Consider the following 15,909-nt stretch of genomic DNA (forward strand, 5'->3'; position numbering starts at 1 on the left):
CTTCTCGCTTCTGGTGGGTGCCGGGCCGGCCGCGCGAAGGCGGCCGGCCGGCGGGACGGACCTAGCCGCCGTTGCGGCTGTCGTACTTCTCGTAGGCGTCGACGATACGGCCCACGAGCTTGTGGCGGACGACGTCCTGGCTGGTGAGGCGGGAGAAATGGACGTCGTCGACGCCCTGGAGGATCTCCTGGACCTGGCGCAGCCCGCTCTTCGTGCCGCCCGGCAGGTCGACCTGGGTGACGTCACCGGTGATGACGATCTTCGAGTCGAAGCCGAGGCGGGTGAGGAACATCTTCATCTGTTCGGGGCTGGTGTTCTGCGCCTCGTCCAGGATGATGAACGCGTCGTTGAGGGTGCGGCCGCGCATGTAGGCCAGCGGGGCGACCTCGATCGTCCCGGCGGCCATCAGGCGCGGGATGGAGTCGGGGTCGAGCATGTCGTGGAGCGCGTCGTAGAGCGGGCGCAGATACGGGTCGATCTTCTCGTAGAGGGTGCCGGGCAGGAAGCCGAGGCGTTCGCCGGCCTCGACGGCGGGGCGGGTCAGGATGATGCGGTTGACCTGCTTGGCCTGGAGTGCCTGGACCGCCTTGGCCATGGCGAGGTAGGTCTTGCCGGTGCCCGCGGGGCCGATGCCGAAGACGACGGTGTGCTGGTCGATGGCGTCGACGTAGCGCTTCTGGTTGAGCGTCTTGGGGCGGATGGTGCGGCCGCGGTTGGAGAGGATGTTCTGGGTCAGGACCTCGGCCGGGGTCTCGCCGCTGCCGTCGCCGTCGGCGCGCAGCATCGCGATGGAGCGCTCCACCGCGTCCTCGGTCATCGGCTGGCCGGTGCGGAGCACCAGCATCATCTCGTCGAAGAGGCGCTGTACGAGGGCGACTTCCCCGGCGTCGCCGACGGCGGTGACGTCGTTGCCGCGGACGTGGATGTCGGTCTCGGGGAAGGCGTTCTCGATCACGCGGAGCAGCGCGTCCCCGGATCCCAGGACCGTCACCATGGGGTGCTTGGCCGGGACGGTGAACTGGGCGCTCGCCTGCTGGTGCCTGGATGTCTGCGTCATGGGTCGGCGCTGTGGCCTGCTCAACCCCTGTCCTTTGCCGATCGCTGATGAGCGGTGCGTGTGACTCAGCTCCTACGGTCTCCAGAGTACGACGGGGCACCGACAACACCGAAAGGCTTTACGAAGACCGAAGCGGCGGGCGGGAGCGGCCCGGCCCGCCACCGTGTGCCACCGCCCCGCTACGCCGGGCGGCGGAAGCCGATCGTGGGGACGGCGCGGGCCGGCGGCGTGCAGCGGCCCGGCGCGGGCAGCACCGTGTCGAGGAAGGCGTAGCGGGCGCGGAGCGCGGCGGTGTCCGGGGTGCGGCCGGCCCGGATCCGCTGCCACCAGGTGACGATCTCCGACCAGCCGGGTGCGGCGAGGGAGCCGCCGAACTCCTGGACGGAGAGGGCGGCGGTCAGCCCGGCGAAGGCGAGCCGGTCGGCGAGCGGCCAGGCGGCGAGGGTGCCGGTGACGAAGCCCGCGACGAAGACGTCACCGGCGCCGGTCGGATCGAGCGCCTCCACGGCGATGGCGGGCACCTCGGCGCTCTCGCCGGTACGGCCGTCGACGGCGCAGGCGCCCTCGGAGCCCATGGTGACGACGGCGAGCGGCACCCGCTCGGCGAGCTTGCGGGCCGCGGCGCGCGGATCGGAGGTGCGGGTGTAGCGCATCGCCTCCTCGGCGTTGGGCAAGAACGCCTCGCAGTGGGCGAGCCCGTCGAGGTCGGCCGGGTCCCAGCGGCCGGTGTCGTCCCAGCCGACGTCGGCGAAGATGCGGCTGCCGCGGGCGGCGGCGCAGCCCAGCCACGCCTCGGGGCGGCCGGGCACCAGCGAGGCGACGCAGGCGCGGGAGGGCGGCGGGCAGCCGGGCGCGTGGCCGCCGTCGAAGGCGGTCTCCGGGGGCGGCGCCTCGTGGCCGTGCGAGACCATCGTGCGTTCGCCCTCGTACGCCATGGAGACGGTGACGGGGGAATGCCAGCCGGGGACGGTGCGGGAGTGGGTCAGGTCGATGCCCTCGCCGTGACTGAGGGCGTCCCAGCAGTACTCGCCGTACATGTCGTCGCCGAACGCGGCGGCGAGGGAGGTGCGCAGGCCGAGGCGGGCGAGGGCGGTGGCCATGTTGGCGACGCCGCCGGGGCTGGAGCCCATGCCGCGGGCCCAGGACTCGGTGCCGCGGACCGGCGCGGAGTCGAGGCCGGTGAGGATGATGTCGAGGAAGACGGTGCCGGTCAGATAGACGTCGGTGGCCGGGTCGGCGGCGGTGCGCACCCCGGCGAGGGGGTCGAGCACCGGCGTCGTGGCGCCCTGCCGTGCGGGCTGCTGCTTCTGTCCCCGTCCGCTCACCGTGCTCGCCTCTCTCCCGCCGGTCCGGTCCCGGTGGTTCCCGTCGCGTGCGTCCCCGTCCCGGCGGTGCCGACAGTGTGCCTGATGCTGCGGTACGTTCCGGCCCATGAGGCTCACGATTCTCGGCGGGGGCGGCTTCCGGGTGCCGCTGGTGTACCGCGCGCTGCTGGACGACCCGGCCCGCGCGGTGGACGAACTGACCCTGTACGACACCGATCCGCGGCGGCTCGCGGTCATCGGCGAGGTGCTCGAACGGCAGGCGCAGGGGCACCCGGCGCCGGTGCGGGTACGGCGGGCGGAAAGCCTGGAAGCGGCGGTGACCGGCGCGGACTTCGTCTTCTCGGCGATCCGGGTGGGCGGCACCGCGGGCCGGGTGCGCGATGAGCGGATCCCGCTGGCCGAGGGCGTGCTGGGTCAGGAGACGGTGGGCGCGGGCGGGGTGCTCTACGGGCTGCGGACGGTCCCGGTGGCGCTGCGGATCGCGGAGTTGGTGGCACAGCTGGCACCGCGCGCGTGGGTCATCAACTTCACCAACCCCGCGGGGATGGTGACGGAGGCGATGGCGGAGGTGCTGGGCGAGCGGGTCATCGGGATCTGTGATTCGCCGGTGGGGCTGGTGCGGCGGGCGGCGCGGGCGGCGGGCGTGGACGGCGCGGCGTTCGCCGAGGGCCGGGTCGCGTACGACTACACGGGTCTCAACCACCTCGGGTGGCTGCGGTCGTTGACGCTGGACGGGCGGGAGCTGCTGCCGGGGCTGCTGGCCGATCCGGCGGCGCTGGGCTCGTTCGAGGAGGGCCGGCTGTTCGGCGCCGAGTGGCTGGCGGCGCTGGGCGCGCTGCCCAACGAGTACCTGCACTACTACTACTTCCGCCGGGAGACGCTGGCGTCGGTGCGGGAGGCGGCCGTCACGCGCGGGGAGTTCCTCGACGGGCAGCAGGGCGGGTTCTTCGCGCGGGCGGCCGAGGCGGGCGGTCCGGAGGAGGCGTACGCGCTGTGGGAGGCGACCCGGCGCGAGCGCGAGGAGACGTACATGGCGGAGAGCCGGGAGGCGAGCGGCGGCTGGCAGCGCGACGCCTGTGATCTGGAGGGCGGCGGGTACGACCGGGTGGCGCTGGCGCTGATGCGGGCGTTGTCGGGCGGTGCGGGCGGCCGGCTGATCCTCAATGTGCGCAACGGGACGACGGTGCCGGAGCTGGCGCCGGACGCGATCGTGGAGACGGTCTGCGAGGTGGGCGCGGACGGGCCGGTGCCGCTGCCGTGCGCGCCGCTGCGCGCCGATCAGCTGGGGCTGATGCTCCAGCTCAAGGCGGTGGAGCGGGCGACGGTCGAGGCGGCCGTACGCAAGGACCGGGCGGCGGCGCTGCGGGCGATGGCGCTGCACCCGCTGGTGGACTCCCCGGCGGTGGCCGCCCGGATCCTGGAGCGGGCGGCCGCCGAGGGGTGAGGGTCGGGCCGAGCGGGGCTCCGGGGCCGGATCGTGGACGGCCCCTCTCCCGATCGGTGGCGGGTGCGCTTTCGCCCGGTGGCGGGTGCGGTGGTGGGGTCGGGGGTGGGGTTACGGACTGCTCCGCTTTACGTCCGTAACCCCACCCCCGACCCCACCACCTTCTCGCCGTGCAGAGGGTTCCGGTCGGTTGTGGCCGGGGCGGGCGCTTCGCCTTCGGCGAAGGCCGGAGGCCGGGAGGGGCGGCGCGGGCGTCGGAGCTGACGGTCCGGCGCCCGCGTCTGTTGGGCTCAGTGCCCCCGCTTCACCCATTCCTCCAGGTGGGGGGCTTCGTCGCCGATCGTGGTGGGGTCGCCGTGGCCGGTGTGGACGAGGGTCTCCGGGGGGAGTTTCAGCAGTCGGTCGCGGATCGAGTCGATGATCGTCGGGAAGTCCGAGAACGACCGGCCGGTGGCGCCGGGGCCGCCCTGGAAGAGGGTGTCGCCGGTGAAGACGGCGCCGAGGCCGGGGGCGTACAGGCTGACGGCGCCGGGGGCGTGGCCCGGGGTGTGCAGCACCGTCAGGTCCGTACCGGCGATGGTCAGGACCTGGCCGTCGGAGAGTTCCCGGTCGGGCGGGGTGCCGGGGTGGGTCTGCTGCCAGAGGGGCAGGTCGGCGGGGTGGAGGTGGATCAGCGCGCCGGTGCGGGCCGCGAGGGCGGGGGCCGCGTCGATGTGGTCGTTGTGCGCGTGGGTGCAGACGATGGCGCGCAGGGTGCGGCCGCCGAGCGCGGTGAGGATGGCGTCGGCGTCGTGGGCGGCGTCGATGACGATCGCCTCGTCGTCGTCCCCGACGATCCAGACGTTGTTGTCGACGTCCCAGGTCCCGCCGTCGAGGGAGAAGGTGCCGGAGGTGACGAGGTGGTCGATGCGGGCGGCCATCAGAGCGTCACCACCGAACGCAGCACATCGCCGGCGTGCATCCGCGCGAAGGCGCCCTCGACGCCGTCGATGCCGATGGTCTCGGTGACGAAGGCGCTCAGGTCGATCCGGCCCTGCTGGTGCAGGTCGATCAGCATCGGGAAGTCGCGGGACGGCAGGCAGTCGCCGTACCAGGAGGACTTGAGGGAGCCGCCGCGGCCGAAGACGTCGAGGAGCGGCAGTTCCAGCTTCATCTCGGGGGTGGGGACGCCGACGAGGACGACGGTGCCGGCCAGATCGCGGGCGTAGAACGCCTGCTTGTACGTCTCGGGGCGGCCGACCGCCTCGATGACGACGTCCGCGCCGAAGCCGCCGGTCAGCTCGCGGATCGCCTCGACGGGGTCGGTGGTGCGGGAGTTGACGGCGTGGGTGGCGCCCATGGTGCGGGCGGTGTCCAGCTTCCGGTCGTCGACGTCCACCGCGATGATCTTCGCGGCGCCGGCCAGCCGGGCGCCGACCACCGCCGCGTCACCGACGCCGCCGCAGCCGATGACCGCGACGGTGTCGCCGCGCCCGACGTTGCCGGTGTTGATGGCGGCGCCGATCCCGGCCATCACCCCGCAGCCCAGCAGCCCGGCGACGGCGGGCGAGACGGACGGGTCGACCTTGGTGCACTGCCCGGAGGCGACCAGCGTCTTGTCGGCGAAGGCGCCGATGCCCAGCGCGGGCGACAGCTCGGTGCCGTCCGTCAGCGTCATCTTCTGTTCGGCGTTGTGGGTGTTGAAGCAGTACTGCGGGCGGCCACGCAGACAGGCCCGGCACTGGCCGCACACCGCGCGCCAGTTGAGGACGACGAAGTCGCCGGGCGCCACGTCGGTGACGCCCGCGCCGACGGACTCCACGATCCCGGCGGCCTCGTGGCCGAGCAGGAACGGGAAGTCGTCGTTGATGCCGCCCTGCTTGTAGTGCAGGTCGGTGTGGCACACCCCGCACGCCTGGATCTGCACCACGGCCTCACCGGGGCCGGGATCGGGCACCACGATGGTCTCCAGCCGGACCGGTTCGTTCTTCCCCGGCGCGATGACGCCGCGTACTTCCTGTGCCATGGGACAGCCCCTCTCGAAGATCAGTACGGGATCACTGTGGCGTACCACCACCGAGCCGTGCCACACCGTACGCGGGGCGGGCGGCCGTCCGCAGGAGCCGGGACGGATTCCGTGATCTTGGCTACGCGAACGGGCGCGGGCCGCCCCGCCCACCCCCGCTCACCAGCGCGGCACGGCCGGAACCCGCCACTTCGGATCCGCCCGGCGCATCGCGGCGGCGTCGTCGCGGGAGCGGAGCGCGCCGTCGTCCTCGCGCCAGCGGCGGTGCAGGGCGGCGAGCCGGTCACGGTCGAGGGTGACGCCGAGGCCCGGCGCGTCGCTCACCGTCAGCGCGCCGCCGTGGAAGGCGAGGCGTTCGGTCAGGACGTCCTCGGTCTGCCACGGGTAGTGGGTGTCGCAGGCGTGGTCGAGGCGCGGGACGACGGCGGCGGCGTGGGTCATCGCGGCGAGGGAGATGCCCAGGTGGGTGTTGGAGTGCATGGACAGGCCGACGCCGAACGTGGCGCAGAGCGCGGCGAGTTCGCAGGTGGCGCGCAGTCCGCCCCAGTAGTGGTGGTCGGAGAGGACGACCTGTACGGCGCCGCGGGTGAACGCCTCGGGGATCTCCTCGAAGGTCGTCACGCACATGTTGGTGGCGAGCGGCAGCGGGGTGGTGCCCCGGGCGCGCAGCGCGGCGGCGATCTCGGCCATCGGGCCGGTCCCGGCGGCCGGGTCCTCCAGGTACTCCAGGGTGCCGTCGAGCGCGGCGGCGACACGCAGCGAGGTGGCGACGGACCAGGCGCCGTTGGGGTCGAGCCGCAGCGGTGCGCCGGGGAAGGCGGCGGCGAGAGCGCGGACGGCGGCGATCTCCTCGTCCGGCGGGAAGACGCCGCCCTTGAGCTTGAAGGAGCCGAAGCCGTGCTCGGCGGCGAGGCGGCGGGCCTGGGCGACGACACCGTCCGGGTCGAGGGCCGCGCCCCAGCCGTCGGCCTCGCCGCGGCCCTGCGGGTGCGCGGCCCACCGGTAGAAGAGGTAGGCGCTGTAGTCGACACGGTCGCGGACCTTGCCGCCGAGGAGCGCGTGGACGGGCAGCCCCGCCGCCTTCCCCCAGGCGTCCAGGCAGGCCACCTCGACGGCGGAGACGACGGAGCGGCGGAGCTTGTCGGCGGTGCGCACGCCGCGCAGTCCGGCGGCGTCGACGGCGCCGGGCCCGCCCGCGTCCGGGGAGTCGCCGCAGACCCGGGCGGCGAGCGCGGGCAGGGCGTTCAGATCGGTGACCCGCAGGCCGGGCAGCGCGTCGGCCAGCGGCCGGGCCAGTTCGAGGTAGGCGGCATCGCCGTACGTCTCGCCGACGCCGGTGACGCCGTCCGCGGTGACCACCTCGACGATCAGCCGCGGGGTGTACGGCTGGTGGACCCCCTGGGTGTTCAGCAGCGGCGGATCGGCGACCAGGACGGGGGTGAGCCGGACCTCGGTGACGGTGAGGCCGTGAGCACGGGTGGCGGCCAAGGGACGCACTCCTGTCTCAGAGGGGCGCCGCCGTCCGGCGGCACCACACATGTCCGCGTATGTGGACGGCGTCCACGGACGGGAAGGGAGGCTAGGAGGGCGGGAGGGGGCCGTCAACGGGGCGTCGGGCCGGGGAGCCGGGCGTCCCGGCGTGCGGCGGGCGGGAGTTGACGTGTCCGGCCGGGAGCCGGGGCGCTCCCTTCCGGGCGCGGGCGGGCCCGGACCGTCCGGCCACGGGCGCGGCGCGCGTCCACCGGGGCCCCGGCCCCGGCCCCCGGCGGCTCGCGGGCCCGGCCCCCGGCCCGCCCGGCAACCCCGCCTCTTTGCCAATCGTTGAATCTTCGCGCGTAGATCCCGCGCCGCGCCTCTGCTACATCTACCTGGTCCGGGCAGGTCAGGCCCGGCCCCGCGCGGACCCCGCGCGGATCCCCACCGCTTCCCGAAGGAGCCGCGCATGCCCCGCTCTTCCCTGTCCCGCCGCCTCCCGGGCGCCCTCCGCTCCCGCCGGGCGCGGATCGGCGCCGTGACGGTCGCCGCGCTCGTCGCCGGCACCGCCGCGTTCGGCGCCGGCCAGGCCACCGCGGAGCACTCCGTGCCGCGGACCGACAAGGAGATCCCCAACCTCACCCTCGTCCAGGACAGGATCAAGGCGTACTACGGCGACACCGTCACCGCCGACGGCGAGCACTACGCCTCCCCGAAGAGCAACTACGCCCGGCAGGTCCGCGCGATCGAGACGAAGGCGCGCGCCTACCTCGACCGCGTGCTCGCCCGGCACCACGCGCACCCGGACAAGGGCGGCGCCAAGCCCGCCATCGTCCTCGACATGGACGACACCACGCTGCTGACGTACAACTACGAGCTGCGCGAGGGCTTCCACTTCACCGAGAAGAGCCAGGACGCCTACCTCGCCTCGACCGACATGGCCCCGGTCTTCGGCATGGACCGCCTGGTCAACCGGGCCCACGCCAAGGGCGCCGAGGTCTTCTTCCTCACCGGGCGCAAGGAGGCCCAGCGCGAGTGGAGCGTGCGCAACCTCAAGAACGTCGGCTACGGCGTCCCGCTCGACCGCGGCCACGTCTACCTGAAGGACAAGGAGCACCCGCCGGCGTACCTGCCGTGCGGCGCCACCTGCACCACGGTCGAGTTCAAGTCCGGCACCCGTAAGCACATCGAGTCGCTGGGCTACGACATCGTCGCCAACTTCGGCGACCAGTACAGCGATCTGCGCGGTGGCTACGGCGACCGGACGTTCAAGCTGCCGAACCCGATGTACTACCTGCCGTGAGGGCGCCGGGAGTGACCGGCGCCGGTCACTCCCACCGCGTCCCGGCGCGGGCGGACGCCTCCGGCACCCGCCGCGCCGCCCGCTGCCACGCCGCGGCGATCTCCGCCGGATAGCGCCGGGCGCTGCGGGTGAGCCGGACCCCGGCGGTCAGCTCGACGATGTCGTTGACCCGCAGCATCGCCGGCTCCGCGCCGCTCAGCGCCGACCAGTCCCGGGCGCCGTACGGGAGCAGACGGCTGCCGTGGGCGCTGAGGTTGCGCAGCCGCAGGGTGCCCGCCGCGTCGACGGCGACCTCCACATGGCGGCGGCTGACGCGGGCCAGCAGCCGCTCCGGCAGGACGCCGTGGAGCGCGATGCCGCTCTCGCCGGGCGCCCGGCCCAGCACCGCGGTGGTGCCGGCGTCGAGGGTGACGCGGTGGACGCAGGCGTCGTCGGCCATCACCTTCAGCTGGGCGACGCCGGTGCGCGGCCCGTCGTCGGTCAGCGGGGCGCGGTGCAGTTCGCACACCGGCACCCCGCGCCGCATCACCGGGAGGCGGACGGCGTCGCCGCGGCGGGTGTCGTAGAGGGTGCAGCCGCGCTCCGGGCAGCGCCAGGAGCGTTTGACGACGGCGGTGAGCGGGCGGCGGTGGCGGCCCTCCAGCAGACCGTGCGCCTTGAGGTCGGACTCCTCGATCTTCCGGGAGATCTGTGCGGGGGTGCGCACGCCCATGTCCCGCTCGTACAGCTCGACGGAGCGGCCGGGGCCGGGCCGCATGCCCAGGAACTGGGTGGTGTTCCCCTGGATCCAGGGGTGGACGAGCCGGAAGTCCTTGAAGTCGTCGCCGGAGACGACCGGCAGGCCGGTCACGTCGGCGAGGTCCAGCAGCGGTTCGTCGGCGTCCGGCACCTCCGTGACCAGGCCCTGGCCGATCCAGTCGGCGAGCAGCCGCGGTTCGGACCGGTCGGGGTACTCGTGCGCGGGGTGCCGCAGGCTGCGGTCGGCCAGGGCGTGCACCCGGACCTCGCGGTCGCTGGTGCGCTGCGCCAGCGCCTCGACGACCAGCCGCAGCCGGTCCAGGGAGCGCGGGTGGCGGGCGCCGAAGCGGTCGTCACGGACGACGTTGGAGAGGTCGATCAGCGCGTCGGCGTCCCGGGCGGTGGGGGCGAGATGGCGGACCAGTCCGGCCGGTCCGGCGGGGTGACGGGTCAACGGATCAGCCCTTCTTCCAGACCGTCAGCCGCGTCTCGACGTCCGGCAGATCGCCGTCGTGGGTCGGTGTGACGGCGGTGACCTTCAGCATCGCGAGGTTCTTGTCCTTGGTCACGGTGCACAGCAGGGTGCCGACCGGGATGGTCTTGGCGAACTCGCCCTCGTCGACGGAGGACGGCAGCGCGTTGGACTGCGCGCCCTCCAGACACTTCTCGGGCGTCTCCCCGGCGGCCTTGCCCATGGGTGTCTGGAACTCCCAGCGGTCCTTGAGGACACTGCCGATCATGATCTCGTCGTTGTCGTAGTCGGTGCCGTTGCTGTTCACCCGCGGGACGTCGAGGTCGACGCCCGCGTCATCGGACGCGCGCGGCGCCCGCAGCGCGAACGGACGGCCCTTGACCAGCGCCTTGTACGCGGGCGGCGGCGGGCCGGTCGGCCCGGTCGGGCCCGTGGTCGGATCGGTCGGCGTCGGCGTCGGACTGTCCGTCGGCCCCGGGCCCGGCCCCGGCGTCGTCCCCGGCCACACCGCCTTGACCACGACGACGGCCAGCACCACCGTGACGACCGCGGCCACCGCTATCAACGCCCGGCTGCGCAGCGCCGCCGGGCCGCCGCCGGGCGGCGCCGCGGGCCCCTGGCCGTATCCGGCGCCCGGCCCACGGACCGTCCCGTACGGGGTGGCGGGCCCCGCGCCCGGCGGGTACCCGGAGCCGGAGGTGAACCCCGGTCCGGACGGCGGCCCCGGGGGCGGCGGGACGGTGGTGCGGTCCCGCGTCCGCCGCTCGTACGGCGGCGGGGTGGCGCCGGGCGGCCTCGTCTCCCGGTCCGCCTCGTCGGTGGCGCCACCGGACGGGCCGGGGCCCGGCGCCCCTGGGGCGGGCCCGGTCTCCGGCTCCGGAGGATGCGCGGCGGCCCGCTCCCGCCGGTCGATCGCGGCGGCCAGCGGGGCGGGCAGCCAGCCGTCGGTGTCCCGCAGCGGGCGCCCGGCGCCGCGCTCGCACAGGGCGGCCAACTCATCTGCGGTGATCCGCGCCGCCGGATCCACGGCCAGACAGCCCGCCAGCAGCGGCCGCAGCGCCTCGGGGTAGCCGGAGAGGTCCGGCGGCCGGGCCGCGCTGTTGGCGATCTTCGCGGCGACCGTCATCCCGCCGCCCTCGCCGTACGGATGCCGCCCGGTCGCCGCGACCGCCGCGATCAGCCCCAGCGCGAAGAAGTCCCCCGCGTACCCCACCTCCTCGCCGAGCGCGTGCTCCGGCGACATGTAGTGCGGGGTGCCGATCCGGCCGCCGGTGCTGGTCAGCTGGGTGGCGTCGGCGGCGCGGGCGATCCCGAAGTCGATGACGTACGGGCCGGACGCGGCGAGCATGATGTTGCTGGGCTTGAGGTCGCGGTGCACGACCTCGGCGGTGTGGATCGCCGCCAGCGCCCGCGCGACGCACCCCACCAGCTGGAACACGACGGGCAGCGGCAGCGGCCCGTACTCCTCCAGCGCGGCGTCCAGCGGCACACCTGCCACGAACTCCGAGGCGATCCACGGCAGTTGCCCGGTGGTGTCGTGGTCGACGACCGGTACGAGGTGGTAGCCCTGCACCCGGCGGGCCGCGCGCACCTCCTGCTCGAAGCGGAGCCGGAATCCGGCGTCGCGGCGGTACTGCGGCAGGATCAGCTTGAGCGCCACCGGCTGCCCGCCGCGGGTCCGCGACAGATAGACGGTGCCCATCCCGCCCTCACCCACCCGGCCGAGCAGCCGGTATCCGGCGATCTCGCGCGGATCCTCGGGCAGCAGCGGTCCGATGGCGGCACCGGCGTCCATAGCGATGACGACCTCCCCGTATGCCGCCGCGCCCGCGGCACCGGCCCCCCGGCCGCACCCGCGCCCCCGCGGCGGCTTCCTTCTCGTCCGCCGACCATCTCAGCACATCGGCGAGGAAGATCCCAGCGGTCCACCGGGAGCGGCCGGCCAACGCCCCGGCGGTCAGCGCCTCTTGGGCACCGGCACCCGCATCAGGTCCCGGGCGACGGTCAGTTCACCGGTGAACCCGGCGTCCCGCGCCTGCTGTTCGAAGACCGACGGATCGGAGTAGCGCTGCGAGAAGTGCGTCAGCACGAGATGGCGCACCCCGGCCTCCACCGCCACCCGCGCCGCCTGACCAGCCGTCAGATGACCGTGCTCGGTGGCCAGCCGTACGTCCTCGTCGAGGAAGGTCGACTCGATGACCAGCAGGTCCGCCCCCTCGGCCAGCGCGTACACCCCGTCGCACAGCCGGGTGTCCATGACGAACGCGAACCGCTGCCCGCGCCGCACCTCGCTGACCTCGTCCAGCCGCACCCCGCGCAGCTCCCCCTCCCGCTGGAGACGGCCGACGTCGGGCCCGGCGATGCCGTGTGCCGCGAGCCGGTCCGGCAGCATCCGCCGCGCGTCCGGCTCCACCAGCCGGTAGCCGAACGCCTCGACGGGGTGCGACAGCAGCCGCGCCTGGAGGGTGTACGCCGGCGTCCTCACCAGCACCCCGTCCGCCGCGACCGGCTCCTGCCGCAGCCGTACGGTCTCGCGGTACGCGGTGGAGTACCGCAGCCGGTCGAAGAAGCGCTGCCCGCTCGCCGGGTAGTGGGCGGTGACCGGGTGCGGCACCCGGTCGAGGTTGATGCGCTGGATCACCCCGGCGAGGCCCAGCGAGTGGTCTCCGTGGAAGTGGGTGACGCAGAGGCGGTTGAGGTCGTGGGCGGCGACCCCGGCGCGCAGCATCTGCCGCTGCGTGCCCTCACCGGGGTCGAACAGCAGCCCCTCGCCGTCCCAGCGCAGCAGATAGCCGTTGTGGTTGCGGTGCCGGGTCGGCACCTGGCTCGCGGTGCCGAGGACGACCAGTTCGCGTACGGACAACTCTCCGCCTTCGCCCCGTCAGACCAGGCTCTGCAGGTCACGCCCGCCGAGCACATGGGCGTGGGCGTGGAAGACCGTCTGCCCGGCGCCGGGGCCGGTGTTGAAGACGATGCGGTAGCCGGTCGCGTCGACCTTCTCGTCGGCGGCCACCTCACCCGCCTCGCGCAGCACGTCACCGGCGATGGCCGGTTCGGCGGCGGCCAGTTCGCGGGCGTTGGCGTAGTGCACCTTCGGGATCACCAGGACGTGGGTCGGCGCCTGAGGGTTGATGTCGCGGAAGGCGAGGGTGGTCTCGCTCTCGCGGACGACGGTCGCCGGCACCTCCCCCGCCACGATCTTGCAGAACAGGCAGTCGGCCTGCGGTTCTCCCGCCACCGGTGGGCTCCTCCCGGGTCATCGGCCGCCGCACCCGCCGGAGCGGGAGAGCCGCGCGATGGCCGCCCTCGTCACGTCCCGGCACACCCGGCGGACCCCGTACGCACCCTGCGTACGCCCTCGGATGCTACCGGCCCGGCCCGCCGTACGGCCGGTCGGGCCGACCACGCCGGAGCGCGGGTCCGGGGACCGCCGGGGCGGACCGCCCGGCACCTAAGCTGACCGCGCACACCCGCCATTCCCCCACAAACCGGGAGTTGACGCACCATGGCAACCACGCGCACCGCCACCACCCACTGGGAGGGCAACCTCCTCCAGGGCAAGGGCGCCGTCACCCTGAACTCCTCCGGCGCCGGGACCTTCCCCGTCAGCTGGCCGGCCCGCGTCGAGCAGCCCAACGGCGTCACCAGCCCCGAGGAACTGATCGGCGCCGCGCACTCCGCCTGCTACTCCATGGCCCTGACGCACGGCCTCGCCGAGCAGGGCCACACCGCCGAGATCATCGACACCCAGGCCGACGTCACCCTCCAGGTGGGCGTGGGCATCACCGCCATCGCCCTGACCGTCAGGGCCCGCGTCCCGGGCCTGTCGGAGGGCGACTTCCAGGCGGCGGCGCAGAACGCCAAGGCCAACTGCCCGGTCAGCCAGGCGCTCAAGGGCGTCGGGAACATCACCCTCGACGCCGAACTCGTCGGCTGACGGCAGCCCGGCCGGTACGGGCGCCGGCCGCCCGGCGCCCGTACCGAGGGGCGGGCGGGCCGGATACGGGGCGGATGACCGGCGCCACGCACCGGGCCCGGCAACCGGCGGACCGAGCGGACAAGCCGGGTGGCGGGCCGGACACGCGACGCACGGCCGGTGCGGTGCGGCCTGGTGGGCGGGCAGGCGGCCGGTGCGGGCGGGCGGTGGCACACCCGGCCCCGGCCCGCCCGCCCTCAGCTCCAGCGCCCGGTCCGCCCCAGCAGCAGCGCCGTCGCGGCCGTACCCGCCGTGGAGGTGCGCAGCACCGTCGGTCCCAGCCGGTACGGGGCGGCGCCCGCCGCGGCGAAGGCGGCCAGCTCGTCCGGGGCGACGCCGCCCTCGGGGCCGACGACCAGCACCACCGAACCGGCCGCGGGCAACTCCGCGGTGGCCAGCGGGGTGGCGCCCTCCTCGTGCAGCACGGCCGCGAAATCGGCCGCCGCCAGCAACTCGGCCACCTGCTTGGTGGAGTGCGCCGCGGCCACCTCGGGGAAGGTCAGCCGCCGCGACTGCTTGCCCGCCTCCCGGGCCGTCGCCCGCCACTTCGCCAGCGACTTCGCGGCCCGCTCACCCCGCCACTGCGTCACACACCGCGACGCCGCCCAGGGCACGACGGCGTCCACCCCGGTCTCCGTCATCGTCTCCACGGCCAGCTCCCCGCGGTCCCCCTTGGGCAGCGCCTGGACGACGGTGATCCGCACCGGCGGCGCGGGCTCCGTACGGACCTCCGCCACCGCGACCGTCAGCCGGTCCTTGCCCTCGGCCGCCGCGACCGTGCCGTACGCGCCGGTCCCGGCGCCGTCCGTCAGCACCACGTCCTCACCGGCCCGCAGCCGCCGCACCGACACCGCGTGCCGACCCTCGGGGCCGTCCAGCACCAGCGTGCCGCCGGGCCGCGCGCCCGCCAGCGAATCCACCACGAAAACCGGTGCCGTCATCCCTCGTCCCTCACCTTACGACCGTTCAACTCCCCGAGCGCCGCGTCCAGTTCGGACGCCAGCAACGCCACCAGCGCACCGGCGGGCAGCTCCCGCGCCAGCCGGTGCCCCTGCCCGGCCCACAGCGCCATCCCCTGCGCGTCCCCCGCCTGCGCGGCAGCCTTCCGCAGCCCGGCGGTCAGCTGATGCACCGCCGGATAGGCGGCCGGGGCGTACGGTCCGTGCTCCCGCAGGAAGCGGTTGACCAGGCCCCGCGCCAAACGCCCCGTGAACGCGCGGGTCAGCTCGGTACGGGTGAACAGCGGGTCGGTCAGCGCGCTCTTGTGCAGCGGGTGCGCACCGGACTCGGGGGTGGCGAGGAAAGCGGTGCCCAACTGCGCCGCGGTGGCCCCGGCGGCGAGCACCGCGGCGATCTGCGCACCGCGCATCAGCCCTCCGGCGGCGATCACCGGCAGCCGCACCGCCGCCCTGACCTGCGCGATCAGCGAGAGCAGCCCGAACGGCGCGCCGGTGCCGTCGGCATGCGGATCATCCCGGTGGGTGCCCTGATGACCACCCGCCTCGACGCCCTGCGCACAGACCGCGTCCGCACCCGCCGCCTCGGCCGCCCGCGCCTCGTCCGGCGTGGTGACCGTGACGACGGTGTACGTCCCGACCGCGGCGAGCGAGGCGAGCACCGCGCGGGAGGGACAGCCGAAGTGGAACGACACCACCGGCACCGGATCCTCGCGCAGCACCGCCAGCTTCGCCTCGTACCCGTCGTCCGAGCCGCCGTACGGATCGACCTCACCGAGACCCGCCCCGTACCACGCGGCCTCCGCGGCGAGCTGCTCGCGGTAGACCTCGACGGCGGCGGGGCCGGCGAGTTCGGGCTGCGGGAGGAAGAGATTGACGCCGAAGGGGCGGCCGGTCAGCCCGCGCACCCGCTTGATCTCCTGGTACATCCCGTCGGCGGTCTTGTGCCCGGCGGCGAGGAACCCGAGCCCGCCCGCCTCACCGACGGCGGCGGCCAGCTCCGGACCGGAACCGCCGCCCGCCATCGGCGCCTGCACGATCGGATGACGGCAAAGAGCGGTCAGCGCGGTGGACATGGCCACATCGTGTCATGCCCCGCGCACCGCACCGAAACGGGCAGACCCACCCGCCCCGGCCACCGCACAAGATCGGCCACCTGT

General features: G+C 74.5%; 14 protein-coding genes. 3 read left to right on the forward strand and 11 right to left on the reverse strand.

Annotated features, from left to right (window positions below; genetic code table 11):
- Positions 1–61 precede the first annotated feature (61 nt).
- Positions 62–1,057, reverse strand: a complete 996-nt coding sequence (locus ACZ4M8_RS03255; RefSeq protein WP_467602927.1) for a PhoH family protein — start codon at positions 1,055–1,057, stop codon at positions 62–64.
- 179 nt (positions 1,058–1,236) lie between these two features.
- Positions 1,237–2,382 (reverse strand): carbohydrate kinase family protein, encoded by a 1,146-nt coding sequence (locus tag ACZ4M8_RS03260; RefSeq protein ID WP_467602928.1) that lies wholly within the window; start codon positions 2,380–2,382, stop codon positions 1,237–1,239.
- Positions 2,383–2,488: 106 nt separating this feature from the next.
- Between ACZ4M8_RS03260 and ACZ4M8_RS03265 the strand changes: the two genes are divergently transcribed.
- Complete coding sequence (locus ACZ4M8_RS03265) at positions 2,489–3,826, forward strand: family 4 glycosyl hydrolase (protein WP_467602930.1); 1,338 nt, start codon at positions 2,489–2,491, stop codon at positions 3,824–3,826.
- 290 nt (positions 3,827–4,116) lie between these two features.
- Here the strand turns inward: ACZ4M8_RS03265 and ACZ4M8_RS03270 are convergent, their stop codons facing one another.
- From ACZ4M8_RS03270 to ACZ4M8_RS03280, 3 genes are all read right to left on the reverse strand, one after another.
- Positions 4,117–4,746 carry an MBL fold metallo-hydrolase gene (locus ACZ4M8_RS03270; protein ID WP_467602931.1) on the reverse strand — a complete coding sequence of 210 codons (630 nt, stop codon included), beginning with the start codon at positions 4,744–4,746 and terminating at the stop codon, positions 4,117–4,119.
- Entirely contained in the window at positions 4,746–5,831 is a 1,086-nt protein-coding gene (locus ACZ4M8_RS03275; protein WP_467602933.1) for an S-(hydroxymethyl)mycothiol dehydrogenase, read from the reverse strand. The genes ACZ4M8_RS03270 and ACZ4M8_RS03275 overlap by 1 nt, the downstream gene beginning before the upstream one ends.
- Before the next feature lie 159 nt (positions 5,832–5,990).
- Positions 5,991–7,319, reverse strand: a complete 1,329-nt coding sequence (locus tag ACZ4M8_RS03280) for an enolase C-terminal domain-like protein (RefSeq protein WP_467602935.1) — start codon at positions 7,317–7,319, stop codon at positions 5,991–5,993.
- Between the two features lie 454 nt (positions 7,320–7,773).
- On the opposite strand from ACZ4M8_RS03280, the gene ACZ4M8_RS03285 reads away from it, so the two are divergent.
- A complete protein-coding gene (locus ACZ4M8_RS03285) occupies positions 7,774–8,607 on the forward strand; it encodes an HAD family acid phosphatase (protein ID WP_467602936.1) in 834 nt (277 codons plus the stop codon).
- A gap of 25 nt (positions 8,608–8,632) precedes the next feature.
- Here the strand turns inward: ACZ4M8_RS03285 and ACZ4M8_RS03290 are convergent, their stop codons facing one another.
- The 4 genes from ACZ4M8_RS03290 to ACZ4M8_RS03305 all read right to left on the reverse strand — a co-directional run bounded on the left by ACZ4M8_RS03290 (position 8,633) and on the right by ACZ4M8_RS03305 (position 13,055).
- Complete coding sequence (locus ACZ4M8_RS03290; RefSeq protein ID WP_467602938.1) at positions 8,633–9,799, reverse strand: FHA domain-containing protein; 1,167 nt, start codon at positions 9,797–9,799, stop codon at positions 8,633–8,635.
- 4 nt (positions 9,800–9,803) lie between these two features.
- Entirely contained in the window at positions 9,804–11,612 is a 1,809-nt protein-coding gene (locus ACZ4M8_RS03295) for a serine/threonine-protein kinase (protein ID WP_467602939.1), read from the reverse strand.
- Between the two features lie 162 nt (positions 11,613–11,774).
- Entirely contained in the window at positions 11,775–12,680 is a 906-nt protein-coding gene (locus tag ACZ4M8_RS03300; protein WP_467602941.1) for a ribonuclease Z, read from the reverse strand.
- An 18-nt stretch (positions 12,681–12,698) separates the two neighbouring features.
- Positions 12,699–13,055, reverse strand: a complete 357-nt coding sequence (locus tag ACZ4M8_RS03305) for a histidine triad nucleotide-binding protein (RefSeq protein ID WP_467602942.1) — start codon at positions 13,053–13,055, stop codon at positions 12,699–12,701.
- Between the two features lie 267 nt (positions 13,056–13,322).
- Between ACZ4M8_RS03305 and ACZ4M8_RS03310 the strand changes: the two genes are divergently transcribed.
- Positions 13,323–13,754, forward strand: a complete 432-nt coding sequence (locus tag ACZ4M8_RS03310; protein WP_467602944.1) for an OsmC family peroxiredoxin — start codon at positions 13,323–13,325, stop codon at positions 13,752–13,754.
- A 236-nt stretch (positions 13,755–13,990) separates the two neighbouring features.
- Here ACZ4M8_RS03310 and ACZ4M8_RS03315 read toward each other — a convergent pair whose 3' ends face one another.
- Positions 13,991–14,734, reverse strand: a complete 744-nt coding sequence (locus ACZ4M8_RS03315; RefSeq protein WP_467602945.1) for a 16S rRNA (uracil(1498)-N(3))-methyltransferase — start codon at positions 14,732–14,734, stop codon at positions 13,991–13,993.
- Positions 14,731–15,825 (reverse strand): nitronate monooxygenase, encoded by a 1,095-nt coding sequence (locus ACZ4M8_RS03320; RefSeq protein WP_467602947.1) that lies wholly within the window; start codon positions 15,823–15,825, stop codon positions 14,731–14,733. Before ACZ4M8_RS03320 ends, ACZ4M8_RS03315 begins: the two co-directional genes overlap by 4 nt.
- Positions 15,826–15,909: the final 84 nt, after the last annotated feature.

This window comes from Streptomyces sp. NPDC027185, assembly GCF_055567035.1.

Coding starts and splice junctions, on each gene's coding strand:
- ACZ4M8_RS03255 (WP_467602927.1), bottom strand. CDS start 1,057: ATGACGCAGACATCCAGGCACCAGCAGGCGAGCGCCCAGTTCACCGTC.
- ACZ4M8_RS03265 (WP_467602930.1), top strand. CDS start 2,489: ATGAGGCTCACGATTCTCGGCGGGGGCGGCTTCCGGGTGCCGCTGGTG.
- ACZ4M8_RS03270 (WP_467602931.1), bottom strand. CDS start 4,746: ATGGCCGCCCGCATCGACCACCTCGTCACCTCCGGCACCTTCTCCCTC.
- ACZ4M8_RS03275 (WP_467602933.1), bottom strand. CDS start 5,831: ATGGCACAGGAAGTACGCGGCGTCATCGCGCCGGGGAAGAACGAACCG.
- ACZ4M8_RS03285 (WP_467602936.1), top strand. CDS start 7,774: ATGCCCCGCTCTTCCCTGTCCCGCCGCCTCCCGGGCGCCCTCCGCTCC.
- ACZ4M8_RS03295 (WP_467602939.1), bottom strand. CDS start 11,612: ATGGACGCCGGTGCCGCCATCGGACCGCTGCTGCCCGAGGATCCGCGC.
- ACZ4M8_RS03310 (WP_467602944.1), top strand. CDS start 13,323: ATGGCAACCACGCGCACCGCCACCACCCACTGGGAGGGCAACCTCCTC.
- ACZ4M8_RS03315 (WP_467602945.1), bottom strand. CDS start 14,734: ATGACGGCACCGGTTTTCGTGGTGGATTCGCTGGCGGGCGCGCGGCCC.
- ACZ4M8_RS03320 (WP_467602947.1), bottom strand. CDS start 15,825: ATGTCCACCGCGCTGACCGCTCTTTGCCGTCATCCGATCGTGCAGGCG.